This window comes from Streptomyces cavernicola, from assembly GCF_029968035.1.
Lineage (GTDB): Bacteria > Actinomycetota > Actinomycetes > Streptomycetales > Streptomycetaceae > Streptomyces > Streptomyces cavernicola.
Genome location: NZ_JASCIQ010000057.1, coordinates 22,962 through 47,096, shown reverse-complemented (window position 1 = coordinate 47,096; position 24,135 = coordinate 22,962). Strand labels below are relative to the sequence as shown.

18 protein-coding genes and 2 pseudogenes are annotated in these 24,135 nt (G+C 69.0%); 11 read left to right on the top strand and 9 right to left on the bottom strand.

Annotated features, from left to right (window positions below):
• From QIS96_RS35130 to QIS96_RS35120, 3 genes and pseudogenes are all read right to left on the bottom strand, one after another.
• Window positions 1-372 (bottom strand): annotated as a pseudogene (locus QIS96_RS35130) (transporter); the annotation flags it as partial.
• Between the two features lie 1,376 nt (window positions 373-1,748).
• Window positions 1,749-2,258 (bottom strand): GNAT family N-acetyltransferase, encoded by a 510-nt coding sequence (locus tag QIS96_RS35125; protein WP_282546907.1) that lies wholly within the window; start codon window positions 2,256-2,258, stop codon window positions 1,749-1,751.
• Window positions 2,259-2,438: 180 nt separating this feature from the next.
• Window positions 2,439-3,005: an EF-hand domain-containing protein gene (locus QIS96_RS35120; RefSeq protein ID WP_282546906.1), complete on the bottom strand. Its 567-nt coding sequence runs from the start codon at window positions 3,003-3,005 to the stop codon at window positions 2,439-2,441.
• A gap of 374 nt (window positions 3,006-3,379) precedes the next feature.
• Between QIS96_RS35120 and QIS96_RS35115 the strand changes: the two genes are divergently transcribed.
• Window positions 3,380-4,189 (top strand): RICIN domain-containing protein, encoded by an 810-nt coding sequence (locus QIS96_RS35115; RefSeq protein WP_282546905.1) that lies wholly within the window; start codon window positions 3,380-3,382, stop codon window positions 4,187-4,189.
• Between the two features lie 155 nt (window positions 4,190-4,344).
• On the opposite strand, the gene QIS96_RS35110 is transcribed toward QIS96_RS35115, so the two are convergent.
• Window positions 4,345-4,926 carry a DUF2690 domain-containing protein gene (locus tag QIS96_RS35110; protein WP_282546904.1) on the bottom strand — a complete coding sequence of 194 codons (582 nt, stop codon included), beginning with the start codon at window positions 4,924-4,926 and terminating at the stop codon, window positions 4,345-4,347.
• Between the two features lie 552 nt (window positions 4,927-5,478).
• Here QIS96_RS35110 and QIS96_RS35105 point away from each other — a divergent pair.
• Together QIS96_RS35105 and QIS96_RS35095 are read left to right on the top strand one after the other, a co-directional pair.
• Entirely contained in the window at window positions 5,479-6,825 is a 1,347-nt protein-coding gene (locus tag QIS96_RS35105; protein WP_282546903.1) for a PLP-dependent transferase, read from the top strand.
• Between the two features lie 180 nt (window positions 6,826-7,005).
• Window positions 7,006-8,632 (top strand): annotated as a pseudogene (locus tag QIS96_RS35095) (RHS repeat-associated core domain-containing protein); the annotation flags it as partial.
• 281 nt (window positions 8,633-8,913) lie between these two features.
• Here QIS96_RS35095 and QIS96_RS35085 read toward each other — a convergent pair.
• Window positions 8,914-9,195 (bottom strand): hypothetical protein, encoded by a 282-nt coding sequence (locus QIS96_RS35085; protein WP_282546901.1) that lies wholly within the window; start codon window positions 9,193-9,195, stop codon window positions 8,914-8,916.
• A gap of 98 nt (window positions 9,196-9,293) precedes the next feature.
• A complete protein-coding gene (locus tag QIS96_RS35080; RefSeq protein ID WP_282546900.1) occupies window positions 9,294-11,507 on the bottom strand; it encodes an MMPL family transporter in 2,214 nt (737 codons plus the stop codon).
• A gap of 341 nt (window positions 11,508-11,848) precedes the next feature.
• Between QIS96_RS35080 and QIS96_RS35075 the strand changes: the two genes are divergently transcribed.
• The gene (locus QIS96_RS35075) at window positions 11,849-13,051 is read left to right on the top strand and encodes a sensor histidine kinase (RefSeq protein WP_282546899.1); all 1,203 of its coding nucleotides are present in this window, start codon (window positions 11,849-11,851) and stop codon (window positions 13,049-13,051) included.
• Between the two features lie 27 nt (window positions 13,052-13,078).
• On the opposite strand, the gene QIS96_RS35070 is transcribed toward QIS96_RS35075, so the two are convergent.
• Both QIS96_RS35070 and QIS96_RS35065 read right to left on the bottom strand, forming a co-directional pair.
• On the bottom strand, window positions 13,079-13,690 hold the full coding sequence (locus QIS96_RS35070; protein ID WP_408907308.1) for a response regulator: 612 nt from the start codon (window positions 13,688-13,690) through the stop codon (window positions 13,079-13,081).
• Between the two features lie 329 nt (window positions 13,691-14,019).
• Window positions 14,020-14,952 carry a LysR family transcriptional regulator gene (locus QIS96_RS35065; protein WP_282546897.1) on the bottom strand — a complete coding sequence of 311 codons (933 nt, stop codon included), beginning with the start codon at window positions 14,950-14,952 and terminating at the stop codon, window positions 14,020-14,022.
• Between the two features lie 163 nt (window positions 14,953-15,115).
• Between QIS96_RS35065 and QIS96_RS35060 the strand changes: the two genes are divergently transcribed.
• Together QIS96_RS35060 and QIS96_RS35055 are read left to right on the top strand one after the other, a co-directional pair.
• Window positions 15,116-15,655: a nitrilase-related carbon-nitrogen hydrolase gene (locus tag QIS96_RS35060; protein ID WP_282546896.1), complete on the top strand. Its 540-nt coding sequence runs from the start codon at window positions 15,116-15,118 to the stop codon at window positions 15,653-15,655.
• Window positions 15,655-16,242 carry a nitrilase-related carbon-nitrogen hydrolase gene (locus QIS96_RS35055; RefSeq protein ID WP_282546895.1) on the top strand — a complete coding sequence of 196 codons (588 nt, stop codon included), beginning with the start codon at window positions 15,655-15,657 and terminating at the stop codon, window positions 16,240-16,242. The genes QIS96_RS35060 and QIS96_RS35055 overlap by 1 nt, the downstream gene beginning before the upstream one ends.
• A gap of 566 nt (window positions 16,243-16,808) precedes the next feature.
• Here QIS96_RS35055 and QIS96_RS35050 read toward each other — a convergent pair.
• Complete coding sequence (locus QIS96_RS35050) at window positions 16,809-17,429, bottom strand: TetR/AcrR family transcriptional regulator (RefSeq protein ID WP_282546894.1); 621 nt, start codon at window positions 17,427-17,429, stop codon at window positions 16,809-16,811.
• 135 nt (window positions 17,430-17,564) lie between these two features.
• Between QIS96_RS35050 and QIS96_RS35045 the strand changes: the two genes are divergently transcribed.
• The 5 genes from QIS96_RS35045 (at window position 17,565) to QIS96_RS35025 (ending at window position 23,869) form a co-directional block, all read left to right on the top strand.
• Window positions 17,565-18,368: a class II aldolase/adducin family protein gene (locus tag QIS96_RS35045; protein WP_408907307.1), complete on the top strand. Its 804-nt coding sequence runs from the start codon at window positions 17,565-17,567 to the stop codon at window positions 18,366-18,368.
• A 99-nt stretch (window positions 18,369-18,467) separates the two neighbouring features.
• A complete protein-coding gene (locus QIS96_RS35040) occupies window positions 18,468-19,718 on the top strand; it encodes an MFS transporter (protein ID WP_282546893.1) in 1,251 nt (416 codons plus the stop codon).
• Window positions 19,715-20,968 carry an amidohydrolase gene (locus QIS96_RS35035; RefSeq protein ID WP_282546892.1) on the top strand — a complete coding sequence of 418 codons (1,254 nt, stop codon included), beginning with the start codon at window positions 19,715-19,717 and terminating at the stop codon, window positions 20,966-20,968. Before QIS96_RS35040 ends, QIS96_RS35035 begins: the two co-directional genes overlap by 4 nt.
• A gap of 15 nt (window positions 20,969-20,983) precedes the next feature.
• Window positions 20,984-22,636 carry an amidohydrolase gene (locus QIS96_RS35030; RefSeq protein ID WP_282546891.1) on the top strand — a complete coding sequence of 551 codons (1,653 nt, stop codon included), beginning with the start codon at window positions 20,984-20,986 and terminating at the stop codon, window positions 22,634-22,636.
• A gap of 87 nt (window positions 22,637-22,723) precedes the next feature.
• Window positions 22,724-23,869, top strand: a complete 1,146-nt coding sequence (locus QIS96_RS35025) for an alpha-hydroxy-acid oxidizing protein (protein WP_282546911.1) — start codon at window positions 22,724-22,726, stop codon at window positions 23,867-23,869.
• Window positions 23,870-24,135: the final 266 nt, after the last annotated feature.

Genomic DNA, 24,135 nt, shown 5'->3' with positions numbered 1-24,135 from the left:
GGTCTGGCTCGTCACCGAAGCGCCCTCACCCACCGTCGACTTGACGCCCGCCTGGTCCACCCGCGAAGCCTCGTACGGGACCGGGGGCGCGGTGGGCGCCGCGGAGCCGGAGCCGGAGTCGGTGCCGGTGTCGGTGCCGGAGTCGGAGGCGGTGCCGAAGTGCTCCGCCGTCGCTGCCGCGAGCGCCTCGGCGAGAGCGTTCTCGTCGGTGAACTCCGCGTCCATTCGCTCCAGTTGGCGCTCCCTGCGCCAGTGCAGTACGCGATCCCACGCGGACGACACTCCGAAGGAACGGTCGGTGCTGAGTGCGTGGTAGACGGTGATCAGGGCGAGCCCGGCAGCGCCGGCCCACCAGGGCCAGTAGCCGCTCATGCGGGGCCTCCCATCCAGTGGGTGAATCGAGCCCACATGCCGCGCTTCGGCCTGGGGTTCTGTCCCGTGCGTCCGGACGTACGGCCCCCGGGCCGGGCAGCCTGTGCGGACGGCGAGGGCCTGTGCTGCGACGCCGACGCCGCCGGGGGAGCTGCCGGCTCGAACCGCGCAGAATCCGCTGCCGCGGCCGCAGGAGGGGCCTGCCGGGTCTCTTGCTCAGGGCCGGAGGTGTGGAGCCGGTCCGCGCCGGGCGCTGTGTGTTCCAGGTATCGCGCGCGGGCTCCGCTGGGCAGCAGGCTGATCGGCACACGCTCGCCGGTGAGTGACACCTTGTAGCGCGCACAGCCGAGCCACTGATCCTCGCTGTCGCAGTAGTAATCGCGCCACCCTTGCAAACTCGCCCTGAGCAAGGGGAAAAGGGGGCATGCCGCGGCATGTGAGCAACTCACGTTGCTCCCTTCTGACCGTCGCACACCCCCGTTTCATGCGTGCCGGTCGCCGTTCTCTCTTGCCTTGCCGCGCCCAAGTCGACGCTGTCGACGGTGCGGTGATGGCCTGTCACATGTCCGAAGCAGCGCCTTCCTGCTTCGACCGGGCGTGATGGAACCACTGTTCGGTATCGCAAGCAATTCAAGCGGCGGCCCTGACCACGTGACATCGCTAAGCACGGCATAGCGCGCAATACCGGGCGTCACGCGCCCATTTGGCCGCCGCTCCGGCTGAAAGAAGTGTCTGTTTCGTGGAGGTCGTGTACGTGAGGGGTTACAGGTGGGCGGAACGGTGAATTCGCTTGTGACGAAAACGTTGTTATTACTGGTCGTTAACATGGGTGCGCTGCTGAACGAAGGGGCCCCATGTGCCGACGCGCTGTCTGTCAGTCATGCCGAAAGGCGACCTACGAGGGCTGCGGAGGACACGTGGAGCACGTGCTCGCCGACGTGCCGACACCACAGCGATGCACGTGTGAGCCGGCGCAGCGCAAGCCGGTCCGTGCAGGGAAACCGAACGGGTCGAAGGAAGGCAGGTGGGCCAGGCTCACCGCGTGGATGAGAAGCCCCGCCTGAGGCACGTCTGCTCGGCGCCTCGTCGGCCAGCGCAGTCCGGAGTCCGCGACCGCGGTCCTGGACCAGCATCTGAACCGAATCTTCCGCCCCACTCACGCCACTGGTTGACGGGCGGCCGCATGCATGCGCCAGGTGCGGGCTCGTCACCCGGCGGGACGCGACTGCCCCCCGCCTGTGCCGCAAGCGGGCCGCCCGCGCTCTGGGGGGGAGGGCAGGTTCCTGGGCCAACACACGGAGGACGTCGAGTAGTTCGGCTTCGGATGCGGACGAACGCCCAGTCGCTCCGTCCTGCCGCGCTGTCCTTACCGGCAGCTACTTGTCCGCGTTGCCGCGAACGAGGGCTTTGGCGAACCAGTGGTCGGCTCTGCCAAGGCCCTCGTAGGGCGGGATCTCCTCGTAGGCGTGCGCCTCGTACAGGGCTCGGGCCTCGGTGAGTTGGGTGTTCGTCTCGCACACCATGCGGGTGGCTCCCAAGCCCTGCGCCGCGGTCTCCGCGGCCACGAGCAAGCCCCGCCCGAGCCCCGTACCGCGTCCGGCGGGCCGTACGAACATGCGCTTGAGCTCCGCCGTCGCCGGGGCGCGGGGCAGCAGCCGTACGCCGGCACAGCCAAGGAGGTCACCGTCCTGGCCGCGCGCTACGAGGAACACGCCGCTCGGCGGAGCGAGGTCGTCGTGCGGGTCCCGCGCCAGTGCTCGCCGCAGTTCGGCCTCGGCAGCCGGACGCCCCATCACGCGCTGGGCGATCTCGGTGAAGTACTGCCACATCACGTCGCCGATCTCCGGGCCGGTGACGGGTTCCGCCTCGATGGTCCACGTGGGCATGCACGTCATGGTCGAAGACCTGCCGGCGCCTGTCCATACGACGGATCGTCACAGCCTTCAGTGGCTGCGGCCGACGCCGCCGAGGCGGGGCTCCGTCGAACTCATCGGCGGGTCCGTCAGGTGGCCTGCCGGGCTTGTGAGCCGCCCTCACCTGGACACGCGTGTCCCGTCATGGTCGGTTCAAGGCGCGCCCAGGTCGGGGTCGCCGGTCCACCAGTTGCCGGGTGCGGCCGGGTCCGTGCTGGTCCAGTACTCGACGATCGCGGTGGTGACTTCCTCGGCGGACAGCTTTCCGTCGCTGTCGCGGTCGAGGTGGCGGAACGCCTCGTCTGCGGTGGTGCGTGTGAGGGCGGGGAAGTGGCCGCGTTGGAAGGCGAAGAACTCGTCGGGGTCGATGTGCCCGTCGCCGCCGGTGTCGGCGATCGCCAGGAACGCCCCGGCGAGACCGCCGAGAACCGCCCTGGCGATGTCGGGCTGGTCGGCGAGTGAGCCGGTGGAGGCGAGGAACTGCTCCTTGGTGATGGCGTCGGCTCCGGCCGGCAGCTGCGGCGCGTGGAGGTCGCGCCAGATCGTCAGATAGGCGTCGATGATGCGGGCCTCCTGGGGCGAACCCGCTTCATGGCCAAGGGACTTGGCGACGGCCCGGCCCGCGAGAATGTGGTCGTGTTCCGTCAGGCGCCCGTCGCCGTCGGCGTCGAGCTGGTCGAAGCCGCGACTGATCTTGGTGGTGAGCAAGTCGTCCGACATGGACCCTCCAAGGGAGATGAGGCGGCCCGCCGGGGCCGCTCCAGGCAGATTCCACGGAGACTAACTCCGGCGCGGAGGCGCGGAGGCGCGGAGGCGCGGACGCCGCCGACGACCGCGCCGACACCGTCCAGGGCCACGCCGACCCGGTGCACCGAGGTGCACCGAGTTGCCGTCGTTCGGGGCGTCAACGACCGTTACGGAGCACGCCTCTTGGCCGGTCGTCCATGGCGGATGGGGCGGCCCTGACTCCAAGCGGAGCAACTGGCAGACACGTACTGATTGCTTGATCGTTTCCGCTGGTCGTCTCCGCAGCGGATCTCTCTCGTGATCACGAACGTCTTACTCATGCAGAACCGAAACAGGAAGCAAACGCCATGCTCCTGAAGGACCTCACCACGCGCGTCGTCGCTCTCCTGACGACTGCTCTGGTGGCCCTCACCGTGTTTCAGGCCCCGGCTGCCGTCGCCGTACCCGGGCCGGCTGACACGATCGAGAACCTGCAGACCAGTTACGTCCTGGAGATCGCCCCGGGCTCCAGCGGTCAACGGGTCGACGTCACGTTGTGGCACGACCCGAACAACACGGCCAGCAACCTGAAGTGGACGTACGACCCGGAGACCAGGCTGATCAAGAACGTGGCCACCGGCTACGTCATCGAGCACGCGCCTGGCGACACGGGTGGCAACCGCGCGCCGGCTTACCTGTGGCACGACAACACCAACACCTTCGCCCAGAACCTCAAGTGGGACTCGGCGGCCTTCCCGGCCACCGAGGGGATGTGCCTGGACATCGGTGACACCCGCGACTTCGACGACAACGCACGGATCTACGACTGCCTCGACCACACCAACCAGCGGTTCGTGATCGTGGACGGTCAGATCAAGGTCGAGGACACGATCGGCACCGGCAGCGAGATGTGCCTGAGCGTCGCGGGCGGTCGCACCAACGGCCAGAACGTCCGCATCCGCGGATGCGCGGCTTCCAACAACCAGCAGTGGGTCACCCGCGAGGGGCAGATCGTGGTGAAGGACACGATCGGCACGGGCAGTGAGATGTGCCTGGACGCCGGCGGCACCCGCAACAACGGCGACAACGTCTTCATCTACACCTGCGGCAACCTCAACACCAACCAGCAGTGGGTTGTCCAGCGCGGTTACGTGAAGCTGAAGGACACGCTCTCCTGAGCGTTTCCGCAGCGAAGCTGAGAACCTCAGTCGTCAGTCCTCAGCCCTCGTTGAGATGAACGGCGAAGGCCCGGACCGTTGAGCGGTCCGGGCCTTCGCCCGTCCTGCCGGGCTCGCAGTCGCCGGCGGTTCGAAGCGCGGCCGCGCCGGATCGTCTACGTAGCGAAGGTCTTCTCGGTCGCGTTCGCGCAGTACTCGCTCCAGGGTTTGCCCTCATCAGGGCTGGAGTCTGGGGTAGCGCACACCGTGAGCCGGAACGCATCCTTCCCGACGAAGACCATGTCCGTGTAGATGTCCTTGTTGACGCTGATGGTGGCCTGCTGCGCGCCACCTCGGTTTGAGTCGATCTTCACGCCGTCGCCCGGTTCTCCGTTCAGGATGCGGCCCCAGGCCGCCTGGCAACGTGGGCTGTAACGGATCTCGAGCTCGACCGGATTGGGGTCCGGAGCACGGAAGGTGTGCACCTTGGTGGCCCCGCACGGCTCATTCTTGGGAGTGCTGTTGGCGCTCTTGTTGTCGCAACCAGGACCGGGGCACGGGGGCGGAGGCGACTCCGTCCACTTTTCGAAGTTCTCCAGGACGTAGGTGCCTGCGAGGCTCAATACCGCCGTGGTGATGCCGACGACCATGGCGCTCTTGCTGTGCCTCCCCACCGAGTTGCGGATACGAGTCAAGCGGCTGACCGGTGGCGGCTCCGCTTCGGGCGAGGGTTCATTGGTGGTGGTGCTGTCCGTCACAGTGATGCCTTCTCTCTTCATCAACTGCCCCTGAATCGGGCTGAGTTGACCTGCTGAACCGCACTCCGAGCTGACGCCTCATCGGATCTGTGTCAGTAGGTGAAGCCTTCTCCTCGAAGGGAGGGCGCCACTCCACTGACGGCCCCTGGGTGATGGGCTGTGCTGAGGGAAGACCATTAACCACATAGCGTGATGTCATCGCAAGTGTCCGGCACGGGCCTGCGGATGCAGTAACTCCGTTGCGGCAGTGGCGAGTTGGCGTCAAAGGGAGGTGAGGAGGCGAGAGGGCGTAAGGGAGCTCAGAAGGAGCTCAGAAGGAGCTCAGAAGGAGCGCAAGGGGGCGCACAGTCGCGTCGCGAGAGCCTACGGGCGGAACGCGAGCGAGACGCCAGGAACGAAGCGCGCGGGCTGCGCGATGGCGACTGAGAAACACCGGCATCGCCTCCCGGGCCGTCGAACCTCGCCGAACTCGCCCACGTCCTTGAGGCAGGTTTGCGGGACGCAGGGAGCTTCTACGGTGTTTCCGATCTCAGTGCAGGGATGATCTGCGGTGTGGATGCGTCTGACTTGGCTGAGTGGCGGTGGGAGCTGCGTACGCGGCTGGGTCGGCTGAGCCGCCTCGTGCGGCGCCATGCCGATCCGGCAGCGATCGCGTGGGTTCAGGGGCAGATCGCGGCGGTGGGCGCGGCGGCAGCGACTGCCTCGGAGCCTTGGAGTATCGCCGAGGTGGACGATGCCGAGGCCACCGTGACCGGACAGTGCCTGAACCTGGTGTACGGCGGGGCCCGGATCGCACCGCCCGTTGGAGGCACCGCGCTGCGCCATCCCGAACAGCGGCATTACCACCCAGGAGACGGGGTCTACACGCCGTGCGGCACGGTGGAGCCCGACTACGGTGAACGCCCCGTACAGACAGGGCACTTCGCCTTCGACGGCGCCCTGGAAGCGCTGGTCGAGCAACCGGCTGCGGTCCTCGGTTCCGGCGGCGCCACCGCCTTTGCGATGTCCAGCGGTATGGCAGCGCTCAGGGTGCCGATCCTGCTGTTGCTGGAGCGGCTGCGGGCAGCCGGCCAGAAACTCGTGGCGTCCGCCGACGCATGGGTGGAGACCCTCAGCCTCCTCAGACAGTGCGGCTCCGATGTGTGCCGCATCGTCACGGCCGAGACGGCTGAGGAGCTGGCCGCGCACGCCGACGCCCCTGACGTAGGGGCTGTGCTGTTCGAGCCCGTCTCCAACACGCCTGCGCAGCGGGTGATCGACCCTCAACGGTTCTGGTCCGCCCTGAACCGAGAGGTCGCGGTCATCGTGGACGTCTCCCAGAACCCTCTGCAGGACGTGCTCACGGGCCCCTTGCCCAGGCACGTCTTCATCGCGTGCTCGATGACCAAATGGGCCGCCGGAGGCAGCCAGCGCCAGGCCGGTGGCGTTCTCCTCGCCCGTACGGATCGCAGGACCGTCGACGACCTTCTCGAGGCCAGAGCGGTGCAGCGTGCGGTGCCCGCCAGGCTCGAGGACGCGGCCTGGATGGACGTCGACAGCGCCGGCTCTCTGCGCTCCCGCCTGGTCCGTTACCAACGGAACCAGTCCATCCTGGCCCGCGCACTGCGCTCTGCGGCGGTTGAGGTCCGCTACCGTCCGGGTGCCGCCTACGTACTGCTCGGCGATCACGCACGTACGTCCGGTTGGGCCGCGCGGAAGGTGCCCGAGGTGGTGCGAGAGGCAGGCGAGCGCGGCCTGCGCATCGGCTATCAGGGCACGTTCGGCATATCGGTGCCGGCTGTCTCCCTCGTCCGAAGCGGGACCGAATACGGGCTGCGGCTCAGCGCAGGCTCCGGGCCGCGCTCCGTCGCCACACGGCTCGCCTCCGCTGCCAGTTCGGCGCTCGCTCCAGGGCGGTAGACGGGTGCGGGGCTCTAGTCGTACTGGGGAGCGGAACGCCGAATCCTGCCCGCACGGCTGATGGCCACAGGCCATCGGCCGTGCTTCGGCGTACTCACCTGTCGGACTACACATTCGGTACATGGTTTGGGGGCTCTTGGGCCTCCAGGCTCGACGAGCGTATCGAGGTCGACATCCGCAACAAGGCCGTCTGGGGTGGGCCGGGCGACCAGCCTTGAGTGGTCAGCGGAGGGCAAGCTGACGCGCCGTACTCTCGCGGACGGAAGCACGGAGTCCTGGACTTATGACGGCGAAGGAAACTGTCTGCGGCACACGGAAGCCGTGGGCGCCGTGTCGACCTTTGAGTACACCCACTTTGACCTGCTGTGGGCCCGCACAGGCCCGGACGGTGCCCGCTACACCTTCGAGCACGACGCCGAGTTTCGACTCTCCAAGGTCATCAACCCACATGGCCTGAGCTGGAGTTACGAGTACGACGCTGCCGGACGCATCGTCTCGGAAACCGACTACGACGACCGGACTCTGACCTACACGTTCGACGCAGCTGGCTGGCTGGCGGCCCGCACTACTGCTGCCGGTGAATCGATCCGATTTGAGCGGGACGTACTGGGTCGCACGATCCGAAAGGACGCAGCGGGTCACGTAACGACCTACACCTATGACCGGATGGGGAATCTGGCGCGAGCCGCCAACCCGGACGCCGTCCTCGTCCTGGAGCGCGATGCGGCGGGACACCTGACATCCGAGACGGTCAACGATCGAACCCTCGCCTTTACCAATGACGCCTTGGGCCGACGCGCAGGACGCGTAATGCCCTCGGGCGTGCACAGTGCCTGGACTTACGACGCAGCCGGCAACCGTGCCGATCTGGTCACCAACGGCCGCACCCTGACCTTCGAGCACGACGCAGCCGGACGTGAGGTGCTCCGCCATATCGGCAGCGAACTCACCATGACGCAGGGCTACGACGTAGTGGGACGTCTGGCCGGCCTAGAACTCCTTGGCCCGACCGCTCAAACGATCCAGCAACGTGCATACACCTACCGGGCCGACGGGCATCTCCTCGGCGTCGAGGACCAGTTGAACGGCACCCGCCGCTACGACCTCGACACGGCAGGCCGCGTCACGCAGGTCCGGGCAGAGCAGGATAGACGGAGACGTACACCTACGACGAGGCGGGCAACCAGACAGAGGCGACCGACCTGGCCCGCGAGCATGCCAGGAGGTCGGGAAGCGAACGGCCCCCCTCGGGCGGCGTATTGCCAGGCAGCGGCTCGCCACAGACGGGCAGACAGTCGTCGAACAAGTCGACTTCATATGGGCCGGCACGGCCTTGTGCGAACAGACCTCGCACACTCCCGGCAGTCTGGAGCACCTCACGCTCACCTGGGGCCACCGGGGTTGGAAGCCAAACACTCAGACCGAACGCAAAATCACCAGCGGTAAGGGCCAGGACGAGATCGACGAGCGGTTCTACGCGATCGTCACAGATCTCGTCGGCGCGCCCACCGAACTCGTGGGCGAGGACGGCGAGATCGCCTGGCACACCCGCACCACTCTCTGGGGCGCCACCGTCTGGAATCGGGGCGCCACTGCGCACACCCCGCTTCGCTTTCCGGGCCAGTACTTCGACGCCGAGACTGGCCTCCACTACAACTACTTCCGCCACTATGACCCAGAAACCGCCCGCTACCTCACACCCGACCCCCTCGGTCTCGCTCCGGGCCCCAATCCGTCAGCCTACGTAGCAAATCCGCACACGTGGGTCGACCCACTGGGCCTCACTCCCTGCGCAGAGGAGAAGATAGGCCGTGACCTAGAAGAGACCAAGGCTAAGGCTCTACGGGAGGCCGGGAAACCCGAAGGGGCTGAGCCCTTCGATGTGAACGAATACACGCCAGCCACGACGTCAGAATGGCAAGGCGGTAAGCAACTTATAGGCGACGATCACCAGCCCATCTAATACACAGAGGAATGGTACGAGCACCCCAACGGGGAAGAAATCGTCGTCTTCCAGGGCCACTGGTTTGGTCATCAGCGCCTGGGTGAATGTTCAGAACGGCTCAGAGACGGAGTGTCGACGCCGCTTTATGCGGGGTCCACCCCGTAGAGCCCCGGCTTCCAATGCTGCCGACTGGCTAATTCTTCGAGAGCCCGAACCGCCTCGAAGCGATCGTCGAATTCCTGCTTTCCATCGGAAGCGAGGGATTGCGGCGCGGCGATGCTCTGCCGTTGCCGGCGCATGACGGGCCTCTCTGAACACCGCCGGGGGAGGAGGGCGCGGACGTAGGCATCGGCGGCTGCATCCTGCGGCCGCCGATGCATCGCACCAGCTTCGGGCGACACGGCGAGAAGCTTCGCCTCGTCCACTGAGCCCACGGTTACCGAAGTTCGGGTAGCGGTCCGTGAGTTGAGGAGTATCGCGAGACGCCCGCGCCATTCCATGGGCGCGGGCGGCTGCGCAGTGCTCAGGGGTGGCTGCTGTAGGCGGGGGCCTTGGACTCTGTGTCGCTCGGGGGCGGGGAGGGGCGGGAGAGTTTCTCGCCTTCGATGTCGACGTGCGGGAGGGCCCGGTCGATCCACTGCGGCAGGTTCCAGGCGCGTCGGCCGAGCAGGGCGAGGACTGCGGGGACGATCGTCATGCGGACGACGAAGGCGTCGAGGAGGACTGCTGCGGCGAGGCCGAAGCCGAGGGCCTTGATCATGGCTTCGTCGGCCCCGATGAAGCCGGCGAAGACGAAGGTCATGATCAGTGCGGCGACGGTGACGACTCGGCCGCTGTGCTTGAAGCCCTCGGTGATGGCGGCGCGGGGGTCGCCCCCGTGGACGTACGCCTCCCGGATGCGGGTGACGAGGAAGACCTGGTAGTCCATGGCGAGGCCGAAGACGATGCCGACCGTGAGGATCGGCATCAGGCTCATGATCGGGCCGGGGACTTCGAGTCCGAAGAGGCCCTTGAGCCAGCCCCACTGGAAGACGGCCACGAGTGCACCGCACGAGGCGAGAACCGAGAGCAGAAAGCCGACAGCGGCCTTGAGCGGCACCAGGATGGAGCGGAAGACGAGGATGAGGATGAGGAAGGCGAGGCCGACGACGAGAGCCAGGTAGGGGACGATCGCGCTGGTGAACTTGGCGGAGACGTCGATGTTCATCGCGGTGGTGCCGGTCAGCAGTACCTCGCCGGGGGCGTCCTGGGCGGCGTCGCGGATGTCGTGGACGAGGTCCTCGGTGCTGTCGCTGACGGGGGCACTCGTGGGGATGACGGTGATGAGGGCGGTGTCGCCGACCGGGTTGAACGCGGCCGGGGCGACGGTGGCGACGCCCTTCAAGTCCTTGACGTGTGCGGTCAGTTCACCGGCCGTGGCCTTCGCCGTGGCCGGGTCGTCGTCGCTGACGACGAGGGAGAGCGGGCCGTTGAATCCGGGGCCGAAGGAGTCGGCCAGCAGGTCGTAAGCCTTGCGCTGCGTGGTCGAGGCCGGCTGGGAACCATCGTCGGGCAGCCCCAGTTGCAGCTCGGCCGCAGGCAGGGCCACGACCACCAGGCCGAGCACGGACACGAGGAGAACCTTCAGCGGCCGGCGGAGGACAAAGGCCGCCCACCGCTCGCCCAACGGCCGTGTGCGGCCCGAGTGTTGAGGCTCCGGGTCCGTCGGCTGCCGCTTGCGGGCGGCGCGTCCGCGGGCGCGTTCGGGTGCGAAGGCGAGCAGGGCCGGGACGAGGGTGACGGCGATCAGGACGGCGATGGTGACCGCGCCGGCGGCGGCCAGGCCCATGGCGGTGAGGAGGGGCAGGTTGACGACGGCGAGGCCGGCCAGGGCGATGACGACGGTCAGGCCCGCGAAGACCACGGCGGAGCCGGCGGTGCCGTTGGCGCGTGCGGCCGCCTCCCGCGCGCCGTGGCCTTCGGCGCGCTCGGAGCGGTAGCGGGACACGATGAACAGGGCGTAGTCGATGCCGACCGCGATGCCGAGCATGGAGGCCAGTGCCGAGGTGCTGCTGTTGAGTTCGAAGGTCGCCGTGAGCGCGGTGATCGCGCTGGTGGTGATGCCGACGCCGATCAGGGCGGTCAGCAGGGGCATGCCGGCCGCGGCCAGGGAGCCGAAGGTGACGACGAGGACGAGGGCGGCCAGGGCGAAGCCGACGGCCTCGCTGGACTTGCCGGCCTCGGCCGGGGCGAGTGCGTTCCCGGACACCTCCACGGTCAGGCCGTGCCCGCGACCTTCGTCGAGGGCCTGCTCCAGGCGGTCGTGATCGGTGTCGGTCAGGTCACCGGGCTTGGCCTTGTAGGTGACCTGGGCGTAGCCGGTGGACTGGTCGGCGCTGATGGTCTTCGCCTGGAAGGGGTCGGTGACCTGCGCGATCTTCGAGGAAGAGTCCTGCACGTCCTTGAGGAGCCGGGTGACCTCGTCCTTGCGGGCGGGGCTCGTGAGCTTCTCCCCGTCGGGTGCCTGGACGACGATGCGGGCGCCGGCGCCCTCGGCGTTGGCCGCGGGGAACTTCTCACCGAGCAGGTCGTACGCCTTCTGCGCCTCGGTACCGGGCAGGGTGATGGTCGAGTCGGCGCTACCAGTGCTGTTGGCGGCCGCGGCGCCGACCGCGCCGAGCAGGACGACCCAGAGCAGCAGGACCGGCCAGCGGTGCTTGAAGGCGCCGCGGCCGAGCCGGTGCAGGAACGTGGCCATGAGAAACAGGACTCCGTACGTGAGACAGGAATGTGACGGGGACGTCCGCGTCACGGGCTGGTGACGAGGGCAGGGACCTTCGGGCCGCTCAAACCCAGGTCCCCGCCCAGCGCGCCGGGCGCCGTCCCCACAGGCCATGGCGCGCACTCCGGCCTCCGAGTACATGCCGGGGCCGGAGTTGCACAGACGCTGGACCTTCGGGGAGCGGGCCCAGTGCTGCGCTTCCATCGTCGGCCCCTGTTCTCGCATGCGGTGTCCGCCCGGAGCACGGTCTTGGACACGTGGTTGTCGGCCGATCGGCCGACAACCACGGACCGGCCCGGGTTCCTACGCTGAGACACGTGTACTCGACCTTTCCGTTCTCGCCGGGGATGCGACGCCTGTTCTCTGTGGCCGCGCTCGTCGTGCTGGCCCTGACCTGGTTCGCCGACTTCGGGGTGCTTTTCCTGCGACCGGGCGCGCCGGCGTCGGGCATGGCGGTGACCAGTTGGATCCCGGCCTTCATCACCGGGCCACTGGCTGCCTTGACGCTGCCGGACAATCGCTGGCTGCCCGCCCTCACCCGTAGGGCGGTGCTGGTGGCCGCCGTTTCCGTGGCGCTCAGCTGCGTCTGCCTCTTCATCCCTCAGGACGGCGCCGGTTGGGGATTCCTTGAGACCGTCGCCTTGCTGCTTCTGATCATCCGGGTCCTCGCCCAGGTCCAACCCGCCCAGGCCGCGGCCTGGGTCATCGCCCCACTGGTCGCGGCCGTCCTGATGCTGCCGCTACGCGACCGCAGTCAGGACACCCTCGTGGTGGGCGCGTACGTCCTGACCCTGCTGCTCGCCGTCTGCGTGACCCTGGGATCCGCCCTGCGCGCGCAGGAGGCCCGCCGGCAACGCGCCGTGCACGACGTGCGTCAGGCGGAGCGGCTCGCACTCGCCCGGGATCTGCACGACCTCGTCGCCCACCACATGACCGGCATCATCGTGCAGGCGAACGCGGCGCGCACCGTCCATGCCACCGCCCCGGACAAGGTCGAGCCGATCCTGGAGTCGATCACCCGGGCCGGAACCGAGACGCTCGCATCGATGCGCCGCCTCGTCCGGGTGCTGCGCGAGTACGACCACGACGCGCTGCTGCCGGGCGACCTGCTGGCCGAACTCGGCGAGCTGACCGCCGAGTTCGCCCGCCACAACCCCGACAGTCCGCCTGTCCGCCTGGAGGTCACCGCCGCCGCCCGCAGCACCCGCTTCAGCCCCGAGGCCGAGGCGTCCGTCCACCGGGTCGTGCGGGAAGCCCTCACCAACGTTCACCGGCACGCACCCGGGCAGCACGCTACTGTCCGCCTGGACGCCACTCCCGACTGGTTGCTCGTCACCGTCACCAACACCCTGCCCTCGCACCCGGCCGGCCCGGCCGGGGGACGCGGCGGCCTCGGCCTCATCGGGCTGCAGGAACGCATCGAAGCGCTCGACGGCACCTTCCGGGCGGGCCCCTCCGGCCGCGGCCAGTGGCGTGTCACCGCACGCCTGCCCCGCCATCCCGTCCCTCCCGTCGGCTGACCCGGCGTCCTCGAACCCGCGATGCGGTCACGGGCGGGATACGACCACACCGCGCTCCCAGGCCCACGCCGCCACCTCGACCCGATTGCGCACCCCCAACTTGGTCTGGATCCGGCCGAGATACGTCTTCACCGACGACAGCGACAGAAACAGCTCCTCGCAGATCTCCTGATTGGTGCGCCCCACCGCGACCAGCCGCACGATCTCCACCTCCCGGCCGCTGAGTTCCACTTCGTCGACCGCGTCCAGGCCACCGTCCACTGCTGTCCCGCGAATGAACCGGCCCAGGAATCGGACTGTCACCGCGGGCGACACCAGCGCGTCCCCACGCGACGCAGCCCGTACGGCCTCCACCAGCAGCTCCGGACTGGCGTCCTTGAGCAGGAACCCGCACGCACCGAACCGGAGCGCATCGCGCACGTAGTCGTCCTGGTCGAATGTCGTGATCACCACCACGTTCGTCCGTGGATCCGCATGCTCCCCTGCCAGTGTGCGGGTCACTTCCAGGCCGTCCAGGCGGGGCATGCGCACGTCGACCAGGACCACGTCGGGACGCAGCCGGCGGGCCAGTTCGATGCACTCGACACCGTCGCCGGCCACGCCGACCACGCGGATCCCCGGCTGGGCGTCCAGGATCATCTCGAACCCGGCGCGTACCAGTTCCTGGTCGTCCGCGATCACCACATCGATCAAGCGCTCAGCCACAGCCGTTCCTCTCGCACCACGCTGCTTCTTGCCGGTGAACGAGATCGCCGGTCACGTCGCCACCGTCCGGAACCCGCAGTTCCCACTGCTGGACCGGGGGAGTCGGCGGTGCGGGCCGCAACGCGGTAGCGCTCGACAGGAGTGGTAGCACAGCTCGGATCCTCCGCGCAGGACGGGCCGGGGCCAGTTGGCGCGATCTTTCGGGGGACTCGGCTGGTGAGTTGGCGTAGTGGTCGGGGGCGAAAACAGTCGGCGCACCACGTTCACAGGCGCGTCGGCTCGGCGAGGAGGTCCAGCACGCGCTGGACCGCGCGATCCGCGCCGGGCCGGTGGATTGCCGCGATCGAGGAGATCATCTGCGGCGATGGCGTACGCAGGGGTACATAGGCGATCCCTGGCGGTGAAAAGTGCCGCACACCCTCTGGGACGAGGGTGACGTACAGGCCGGTGGCAACGTAGCCGAGCGCACTGGTCACGTCGTCGCAGCTACCGCCCACACGCGGTTCGAAACCTGCCTCCCGGCAGGCCGCTGCCGCGCGGGCCGCCAGCCCGGCCATGGACAGTGGCTCGGGCAACACGAAGGAATCACCCCGAAGTTCTGCCAGGTTCAGTTCGGTAGCCCCAGCCAGTGCGTGTGCCACCGGCAGGGCGGCGACGATGTGCTCGGTGAAGAATCCCGGGACGATGACGAGTCCGTCACTCTCCTGTTGTTCAGGACCGGGCTGGGCGCGGGTAGTTGGTACCGGCTCGCGGACGAAACCGAGGTCGCATCGGCCGTCCCGAACAAGTTCCGCGATGTGAGTGTCGGTGCCCTGGGACAGGTCGATCCGCAGGCCGGGGAGCCGAGCGGCGGAGACTCGCAGAAGTTCGGCGGGGAAGGAGTAGGCGAACGCGCCCGCGCAGCCGACCCGCAGCACACCCTCGGCGCCGTCCGCGATCCGCCGTACCCGCTCGACGGCCGCTTGCTGCGCCTCCAGCAGCCGGCGTGCGTCGGCAGCGAATGCTTCACCTGCCGGTGTCGGACGCACGCCGCGTGCCTCCCGTACCAGCAGCGCCGCGCCCAGCGAGCGTTCGAGTCGTTGCAGGGCCTGGCTGAGCGGGGGTTGGCGCATCCCGAGCCGCTCGGCAGCTCGGCCGACATGCCCCTCCTCGGCCACGGTGACGAACTGCTCCAGCAGACGACGACTGAGTTCCATATGGCTAAGCATATGGCAGGGCCCATCATTCATATTGGACAGCTGATGAAAGGGGGGGCCACTGGATATGTCCAGGCCGGAAGGTTCCAACAGACCCCGGCCCCACACGGCCCCGTTCGGAACATCTACGACCGACGGGAGCCCAGGAAAAGATGAAAGAAGCGTGATCGCGTTGATCAAGCCGTACGGAGCTGTCGGTCTCATCCCGACCGTCTGGGGTGCGGAATCCCGCGCCGACGTGAAGAAGAACATCGACCTGCTGCTGGAGCTGGCCAAGGGGGCAGTCTGGCTCTCGTCCCTCGACGTGCCTGTGCGGCTGCTGGTCCTGCCCGAGGGCGCGCTGCAGGGATTCACCGACGAGATCCACGACATGCCGGCCCGCGAGTACGCCCAGACCGCCGCGATCGACGTCCCCGGACCCGAGACCGACATCCTGGCCCGGTTCGCCCGCGAGCAGGACCTGTTCATCCTCGGCCAGGCCAAGGCACGCCACCCCGACTGGCCGGAACTCTTCTTCAACGTCGGCTTCCTCATCAACCCCGCCGGCGAGATCGTGCTGAAGCACTACAAGATGTCGGCACTGTCCCGGTCGAGCGTTCCGTTTCGCCTCACGACCTCTACGACTGGTGGATCGAGAAGTACGGGCGCGAGCTCCAGTCGTTCTGGCCTGTCGCCGACACCGAGATCGGGCGGATCGGCGTGATGATGGCGATGGAGGGCAACTTTCCCGAGAACGGCCGCGGGCTCGCCCTGAACGGCGCGGAGGTCGTCTACCGGGCCTCCCTCCCGGTCCCCATGACCGCCAACGGCACCTTCGAGGTGACCAACCGGGCACGCGCGCTGGAGAACAACTTCTACGTGGTCGCCCCCAACATCGGCGGCGTCTACTTGCACCCTGACAGTCGGCTCCCGGTCGACTCGGGCGGCGGTACCGGGATGATCGTCAACTACCGCGGCCAGGTCATCGGGGAGCAGGCCAACACCAACGGCCCCAGCTTCGTGAGCGGCGTCATCGACATCGAGGCCCTGCGCCACCACCGTACGCACGCCAAGACCACCAACTGGCTCAAGGACGTGCGCGCCGAGACTGCTCGGATGCTGTACGAGAAGCCGCTGTACCCGGCCAACCTGTACCTCTCACGCCGACCTGGCAACCACGCGGCTTATGCGGAGGAGATCCTGAACCCAGGTATCGATCGGATGGTCGAGGCCGGCATCTGGCGCCGCCCCGGTTACGAGGAGAGCCAGCCGACCGGAGAGGCCGGCCAGACTCGCGAAACGGCGGGCTGAATCCAGCCGAGTCCCCCGCCCGTATGTCCAGGACTGCATGACTGTGAGCTGAACGCCTTGATGCTGCATTCCCCGTCGGCTCCGACACGTTGTTCATGCCCACACCGCGACCGGTGGCACCACTTGCTGCCACCGGTCGCAGGAGACCGTGCAGTTCAGGTCGGGCCCGATGGAGTTTGCCGCGCGCCGTGGCCGGCTCGTGGGCCGCAGCAAATTCATGCGACACGGCAGCTGCGCCTGGCCCCGCTCACGGAGTTCTGATCCCCACAGGGTGGTCCTGCTCGGCTTCGGTCGCAGTGGTTGAAAGATGTGCGCGTCGAGCTGTCACGTGTGTGCGTGCTCGGCTCCTTGGGCCACGTTCGGGGGCGGGGCCATACCGCAGCCTGGTCACCGCCTGTAGGACGTGCCGTCCTACCTCCATTTCCCCGGCGCCGACGGCCACGTCACCCACTGCGGGGGTCGCAGCGTCGGCTACCGCCACCACGCCGCCCTCGGTCACGGCCTGACCTACTCCGCCTTCGAGTGCACCGACCTCACTGTGCAGGAGGGGGAGGGGCTGAACCTCCTCACCCCTCCGTCGCCACCGGCTCCGAGACCGTGTCCAGGAACGTCGGCAGGAAGGTGACGGCCAGCTGCTCGGGGGCCAGTTGGTCGGGCTCGACGAGGCTCTGGGTCAAGGAGCCCTCGTGGACGGCCGTGGTGAGGCGGGCCAGCAGGTTCAGGTCGACGGTGGGTCTGCGGCCGAGGCGGTCGAGGAGCTGGGCGAGCAGGTGGACGATCTCCTCGCGCAGGCGGCGGTCGTGTTCGGCCAGGGCGCGTGCCGTGTCGGGGTGCCGGATGGCGTGCAGGGTGAACTCCGTGGACAGCAGGTACCAGCGGCGTTCGGCCTCGTCGACGGTGCCCATGCGCGTGAGGACCGCCCGCAAGGGGTCGTCGGCCAGGTCCAGTTCGTCGACCGCCTGCGTCAGGCGGTCGATCACGCGCTGGGCGTGGAGGTCGAACAGGGCGAAGAACAGGTCTTCCTTGGTGCGGTAGTTGGAGTAGAAGGCCCCCCGGGTCAGGCCCGCCCGCTCGCAGATCACCTCGATCGAGGAGCCGTAGAAGCCGCGCTCGGCGAACGTCTCCTGGGCCGCGTGCAGCAGCCGTGCGGTCGTCTGCGGGCGGCGCTTGGTGGGTCCCTTCGGCACGTGATTTCTCCCTGCCCATTGACACCTCGGCGTGACCCGCCTCACGATACAGCACCGTATGCGATACAAGTCTGTATCCGATGCAGGTCTGTCTCCCACGGCTCGTGCCCATGGCGCTCAACGAGGAGGCCAACGATGGAAACGTCCACCGCACAGCACGCCGGCATAGGACCCGTACCGCCCGGGTTTCAGGCGATGCTTCCGCCCGAGTTCGACTCCGTGGAGCAGGAGCGGCTGCACCGCAAGCAGGAACTGGCCGCCGCCTTCCGGCTGTTCGGGAAGCTCGGGTTCGCCGAGGGCGTCGCCGGCCACATCACCGCGCGGGACCCGGAGAACCCCGAGTGGTTCTGGGTCAACCCGTTCGGCATGAGCTTCAGCCGGATCCGGGTCTCCGACCTGGTGCTCGTCGACCACGCGGGCACCGTCGTCGAGGGCGAACACCCGGTCAACCGGGCCGCGTTCTGCATCCACTCCGAGGTGCACAAGGCCCGCCCCGACGCGATCGCCGCCGCCCACGCCCACTCCGTGCACGGCAAGGCGTTCTCGACGCTGCGCCGCCGTCTCGACCCGCTCACGCAGGACGCCTGCGCGTTCTTCGAGGACCACGGGCTGTACGAGGACTTCCGCGGCGTCGTCAACGACACCGAGGAGGGACGCCGCATCGGCGAGGCGCTCGGTCCGCACAAGGCCGTCATCCTCGCCAACCACGGTCTGCTGACGGTTGGTCAGAGCGTCGCGGAGGCGGCCTGGTGGTTCATCACGATGGAGCGCTCCTGCCAGGCACAACTGCTCGCGATGGCGGCCGGCACCCCGTTCCACATCGACCGGGAGACCGCGCTCCAGGTACGTGAGCAGACCGGCAGCCCGCTGTCGGGGTGGTTCCAGCTCCGGCCGCTGTGGGAGCAGATCACCGAGGAACAGCCGGACCTCTTCCACTGACCGAAGGACAGGGACCCACTGGCCCACACCGTCGCGGCCATCTCAGAGAGGACCACCGTGCCCTTCCTCCGTTCCCCTTCCGCCAAGGCGAAACCGGCGATGAGCGCGCCGGTCAGGACCACCGTCATCCTGCTGTTCGCGGCCTGGTTCATCGACTACGTCGACAGGATCGCCATCGCCGTGGTCCTCCCGACGATCGGTGACGAGTTCGACCTCGATCGCGGGCAGCAGGGCCTGCTCGTCTCCGTCTTCTTCGTCGCGTACGCCCTGTGCCAGATCCCCGGCGGCATGCTGGCCGACCGGTTCGGGGCCAAGCGCGTCACCTGCTGGGCGCTCCTTGCCTGGTCGATCTTCACCGCGCTCACCGGACTCGCCTGGTCCTTCTCCGTCCTCCTGCTGGTGCGCTTCGCCTTCGGCGCGGCCGAGGGCATCTTCCCTTCCGCCTCGATGAAGGTCCTGGTCGAGCGGACGTCGGTCGGCGAGCGGATGGGCGCGCAGGGGCTGATCATGAGCTCCAACGCCCTCGCCTCCGTCGCCGCGCCACTGGCCGTTCCGCCGCTCGCGGCGGTGGTCGGCTGGCGCTGGTCCTTCGTCCTGGCCGCCGGGGTGGGCGTGCTCGTTTACGTCGCGGTAAGGCTGTGGCTGCCCGCCCCTCGCGATCAGGCCGAGGGTGCCGCGCCCGCGGCGAGCGGCGTCCCTGTGCGGGAGGTCCTGCGTATCGGGGTGCTGTGGCGCTTCTCCCTGATGCTCTTCGGATACGCCGCTCTCACCTGGGGGTTGAGCACCTGGATCCCGTCCTACCTCAACACGGAACGCGGGCTCTCCCTCACCTCCGCCGGCGTCCTCGTGGCGGTTCCCTCCCTCGCCGCCGCGCTCGGCACGCTCCTCGGCGGACGTCTTTCCGACCGGTTCGAGGGGCACCACCGCAAGGTGATTCTCCCCGCCATGTCGGTTGCGGCCCCGGCCCTGTGTCTGATGGCGGTCCTGCCCAGCCTCGCCGGCGCCATCGTGTGCGGCACCATCGCCGTTTTCGCCGCCTCCCTCTGCTACATGCCGATCTTCGCCGTGCCGCTCCGCAGCCTCGCGCCGGAACTCGTCGGTGTCGGCAGCGCGATCGTCGTTTTCGGCGGGCAGGTCGCCGGCATGGTCGTACCGCCGGTCCTTGGCGTGATCGCGGACGCGGTCTCCTTCGAAGCGGCGTTCGCCGTCCTCGCCCTCGGCCCGGTCATCACGGCGGTGCTGGCCATGCTCACTCCGCAGGACACGGAGTCCTTCACCACCGCAGTCCACCGCCGCATGCCCCCGGCCGGCACTCCCGTACCCACCTCCACCGAGAAGGAGTCCTCGTGACCGCCGCCCTCTTCGACGGCCTGGACCGTCAACTGCCCGGTCTGCTCGACCTCTACCGAGATCTGCACGCCCACCCCGAGCTCTCCCACCAGGAATTCCGTACCGCCGGAATCGTCGCCGCCCGGCTGCGGGAGCAGGGCTGGACGGTCACCGAGGGCGTCGGCGGCACGGGCGTCGTCGGGGTTCTCGAATCCGGGCCCGGACCGGTCGTGCTGCTACGGGCCGACATGGACGGCCTGCCGGTACGAGAAGCGACCGGACTGCCGTACGCCTCGACCCGGACCGTGACGGACGCCGCCGGTCAGGAGGTGCCCGTGATGCACGCCTGCGGGCACGACGTGCACGTCACCTGTCTCCTCGGCGCGACCGGCCTGCTCGCCGCCAACCGGCACGCCTGGAAGGGCACGGTCGTCGCGGTGTTCCAGCCGGCGGAGGAAGTCAGCGGGGCCCCGGCGATGATCGCGGACGGGTTCGCCGAGCGCTTCCCCCGCCCGGATGTCTGCCTGGCCCAACATGTGGCCCCCGCCCCCGCGGGCCTGGTCGGCACCCGCGCGGGAACGTTCATGGCCGCCTCCGACAGTCTGGCCGTACGTCTGCACGGACGGGGCGGACACGGATCGACGCCGGCGGCAACCGTCGACCCCGTCGTCATGGCCGCCGCGACCGTGATGCGGCTCCAGACGGTGGTGTCCCGCGAGGTGGCGGCGGACCGGTCGGCCGTCGTGACGGTCGGATCGCTGCACGCCGGAACCCGGGAGAACGTCATTCCCGACACGGCCGACCTCACGATCAACATCCGCAGCACGACGTCCACGGTGCGGGAACAGGTGCTTGGCGCGGTCGAGCGGATCATCCGCGCCGAAGCGACCGCCTCGGCGGCGCCGAAGGAACCGGAGATCACCGTCATCAACGCCTTCCCGGTGACGGTGAACGACGCCGAGGCGACCGCGTCCGTGCAGGCCGCGTTCCGGGCCGCTCTCGGACCCGACCGCGTGCTCGACCTGGCCCAACCCCTCACCGGCAGCGAGGACTTCGGCGCCTTCGGCACGACGCTCGGCGCGCCGTCGGTGTACTGGACGTTCGGCGGACTCGACCCGGCGCCCTTCGCCGGCGCCGACCTCCTGGCGGACGGGGTCCCACAGGAAATCCCCCACAACCATTCGCCACTGTTCGCGCCGCTGCCCGAGCCGACCGTCGAACTCGGTGTGCAGTACCTCCTGCTCGCGGCCACACCGTGGCTGACCTCTTGAGACCAGGACGGCCCCATGTCTGACGCACCCGAACTCATCCTCACCGGCGGCCCGGTACTCACCATGGACCCCACCGCCCCCGACGCCGAAGCCCTGGCCGTACGCGACGGCACCGTCACCGCCGTGGGCGCCGCCCGCGACGTACTCGCCCTGCGAGGCCCTGCCACCGACGTCGTGGACCTCCAAGGCCAGGCGCTCCTCCCGGGGTTCGTCGAGGCGCACGGCCACCCAACCATCATGGGTCTGGCAATCGCGCCACCCGCCCTGGACGTCCGTCCCTTCACCGTGCCGACCGGGAGGGAGGTCTACGACAAGATCCGCGCCGCCGTGGTAGTGCACCCCGGGCGCCCGGTGGGCGCGTACGGGATCGACCTTCTGCTCCAGCGCGATCTCGCCCCGCCCACGCGGGCGTTGCTCGACTCGATCTCCGCGTACGCCCCACTGGTGGTCGTCTCCAACAGCGGCCACGCGGCGTACGCCAACACCCCCGCCCTGCGTGCCGCCGGGATCACGGCGGCCACGCCCGACCCGCCCGGTGCGCGCTTCGTACGCGACGAGAACGGTGAGCCCACCGGAGAGGCGCACGAGAGCGCGGCCGTGATCGCCCTGATGAACACCGTCGCCGACGACCGTCTCGACGCCCGCCACATCCGGTCCGCCCTGCGGTGGTCCTTCGCCCAGCACGCCCGGGTCGGCATCACCACGTTGACCGAAATGGCCGCAGAACCCCGGCTGTTGCCCGACCTGCGCGCCGCGGCCGAACAACCGGACGCCGACGTTCGGGTGCGCGCCTACGTCATGGGCACCCCCGAGCTGGCCGCCGACCCCGGCCGCCGGTTCACGGGCCACGCCCCGGCGCGCGAGATGTTCGGTGTCTCCGGCATGAAGCTGTGGGCCGACGGCACGCCCTGGCAGGGCAGCATCGCCACCAGCTTCCCCTTCCGGGCGACCGACGCCGCCACACGCATCGGCCTCGACCCCTGCGGCCACGGCGGCATGAACTACAGCACCGCCGAACTCGCCCTCCTGGCCGCCGCCTTCACCGCCCAGGGTTTCCCCGTCGCCACCCATGTGCACGGCGACGTCACCTGCGAGGCCGTCCTGCACGCCTACGAAAAGGCGGCCGACGGCGACCCCGAACGGCTGCGCTCGCTCAGGCCACGCCTTGAACACTGCGGCGCCGTCACCGCCGACCAGTACCATCGCGCCGCGCAACTCGGCGCGACCGTCAGCCTGTTCATGGACCACGTGCGCTGGTGGGGAGACGTGCTGGCGGACGACCTGTTCGGCCCGGACGTCGCCGCCCGCTGGACGGCCGCACGGTCCGCCGTGGAAGCCGGGCACCGCATCTCGCTCCACAACGACGGCATCTGCTCGCCCACCGACCCGCTCTCCAGCGTCGCCACTGCGATCACCCGCCGCTGCCACCCGAGCGGCCGGACCCACGGGCCCGACCAGCGCCTCACCGTCGAGGAGGCCCTGCGTGCCGTCACCTCCGGCCCCGCCTGGCAGCTGCACCTGGAGAACGACATCGGCATGCTGCGCCCCGGCATGCGCGCCGACCTGGCCGTCCTCACCACGGACCCTCGCACCGTGCACCCTGACCGCTTCAAGGAGGACGTCGCCGTGACAGCGACGTACCTCGGCGGACGGCCGACCTGGCCCTGACCGCCCCAGAAGGGAAACCTCTTGCAGTACCGCCCCACGCCCCAAGAGTCGTACGCCGCCTATCAGAACGAGATCTACCTCAACGGAATGTCCGGCATCCTCCCCGAACACCCCATGGAATTCCGCGAGTTGGAGGAACGGGCCCGGCACGCCATGTCGCCGAGCGTGTGGTCGTACGTCGCCGGTGGTGCCGGCGACGAGCACACCCAGAACGCCAACCGCGCGGCCTTCGCGCACTGGGGGCTCGTCCCGCGCATGCTCGTCGGCGCGGACCGGCGTGACCTCTCCGTCGACCTCTTCGGCCTGACACTGCCGTCGCCGCTGTTCATGGCCCCGGTCGGGGTCCTGGGCATCTGCGCACGGGACGGTCACGGCGACCTTGCAGCCGCCCGTGCCGCCGCACGCACCGGCGTGCCCCTGGTCGCCTCCACCCTCTCGGCCGATCCCCTGGAGGAGGCGGCGGCCGAGTTCGGCGGCACGCCCGGCTTCTTCCAGCTCTACACCCCCACCGACCGGGCACTGGCGGAGAGCCTCGTCCACCGGGCCGAGAAGGCAGGTTACGCGGGCATCGTCGTCACGCTTGACACCTGGGTCGCCGGCTGGCGCCCCCGCGACCTGGCCACCTCCAACTTCCCTCAACTGCGCGGTCACTGCCTGGCCAACTACACCAGCGACCCCGCCTTCCGCGCCCTGCTGCCCGGCGGCCACCCGGACGACGCCCGGGACACGGCCCTCACCTGGGCCCGGATCTTCGGCAACCCGCTCACCTGGGACGACCTGCCCTGGCTCCGCTCGCTCACCACACTGCCGCTCATCCTCAAGGGCATCTGCCACCCCGACGACGTCCGCCGAGCCAAGGACTACGGAGTCGACGGCATCTACTGCTCCACCCACGGCGGCCGCCAGGCGAACGGCGGCCTGCCCGCGCTCGACGCACTGCCCGCCGTCGTCGAGGCCGCGGGCGAGCTCCCCGTCCTCTTCGACTCCGGAGTGCGCTCCGGCGCCGACATCGTCAAAGCCCTCGCGCTCGGCGCCACGGTCGTAGGCGTCGGCCGCCCCTACGCCTACGGCCTGGCCCTGGGAGGGACGGACGGCGTCGCCCACGTCCTGCGCGCCCTGCTCGCCGAGGCCGACCTGATCATGGCGGTGGACGGCTATCCCACCCTCGCCGACCTCACCCCGGCGGCCCTGCGACGCGTGTGCTGCGGCACAGGACCGCTGATCGACCACTGAGGGGCAGGTGTTCCAGAACGCGGGCCAGCAAGTGGGCTGAATCCACGCCCTCAGATGTCACGGCCTCTGAGCCGGGTAGCTGGGTATACGGGGAGCTGGGCGCTCCCCGTCGCGGTCTCCGCGGGAACCCACTGCCGAAGTTTCGTCCACATCGCCGTTCCTGCTCACTCACGGACACGACCTCCGTTGCATCACAGCAACGTCCCCCGCCGGACGGTCCAGTTCTGTTCGCCACCGTGATGCAGTTTGCCGCTGATGCGTGTTTT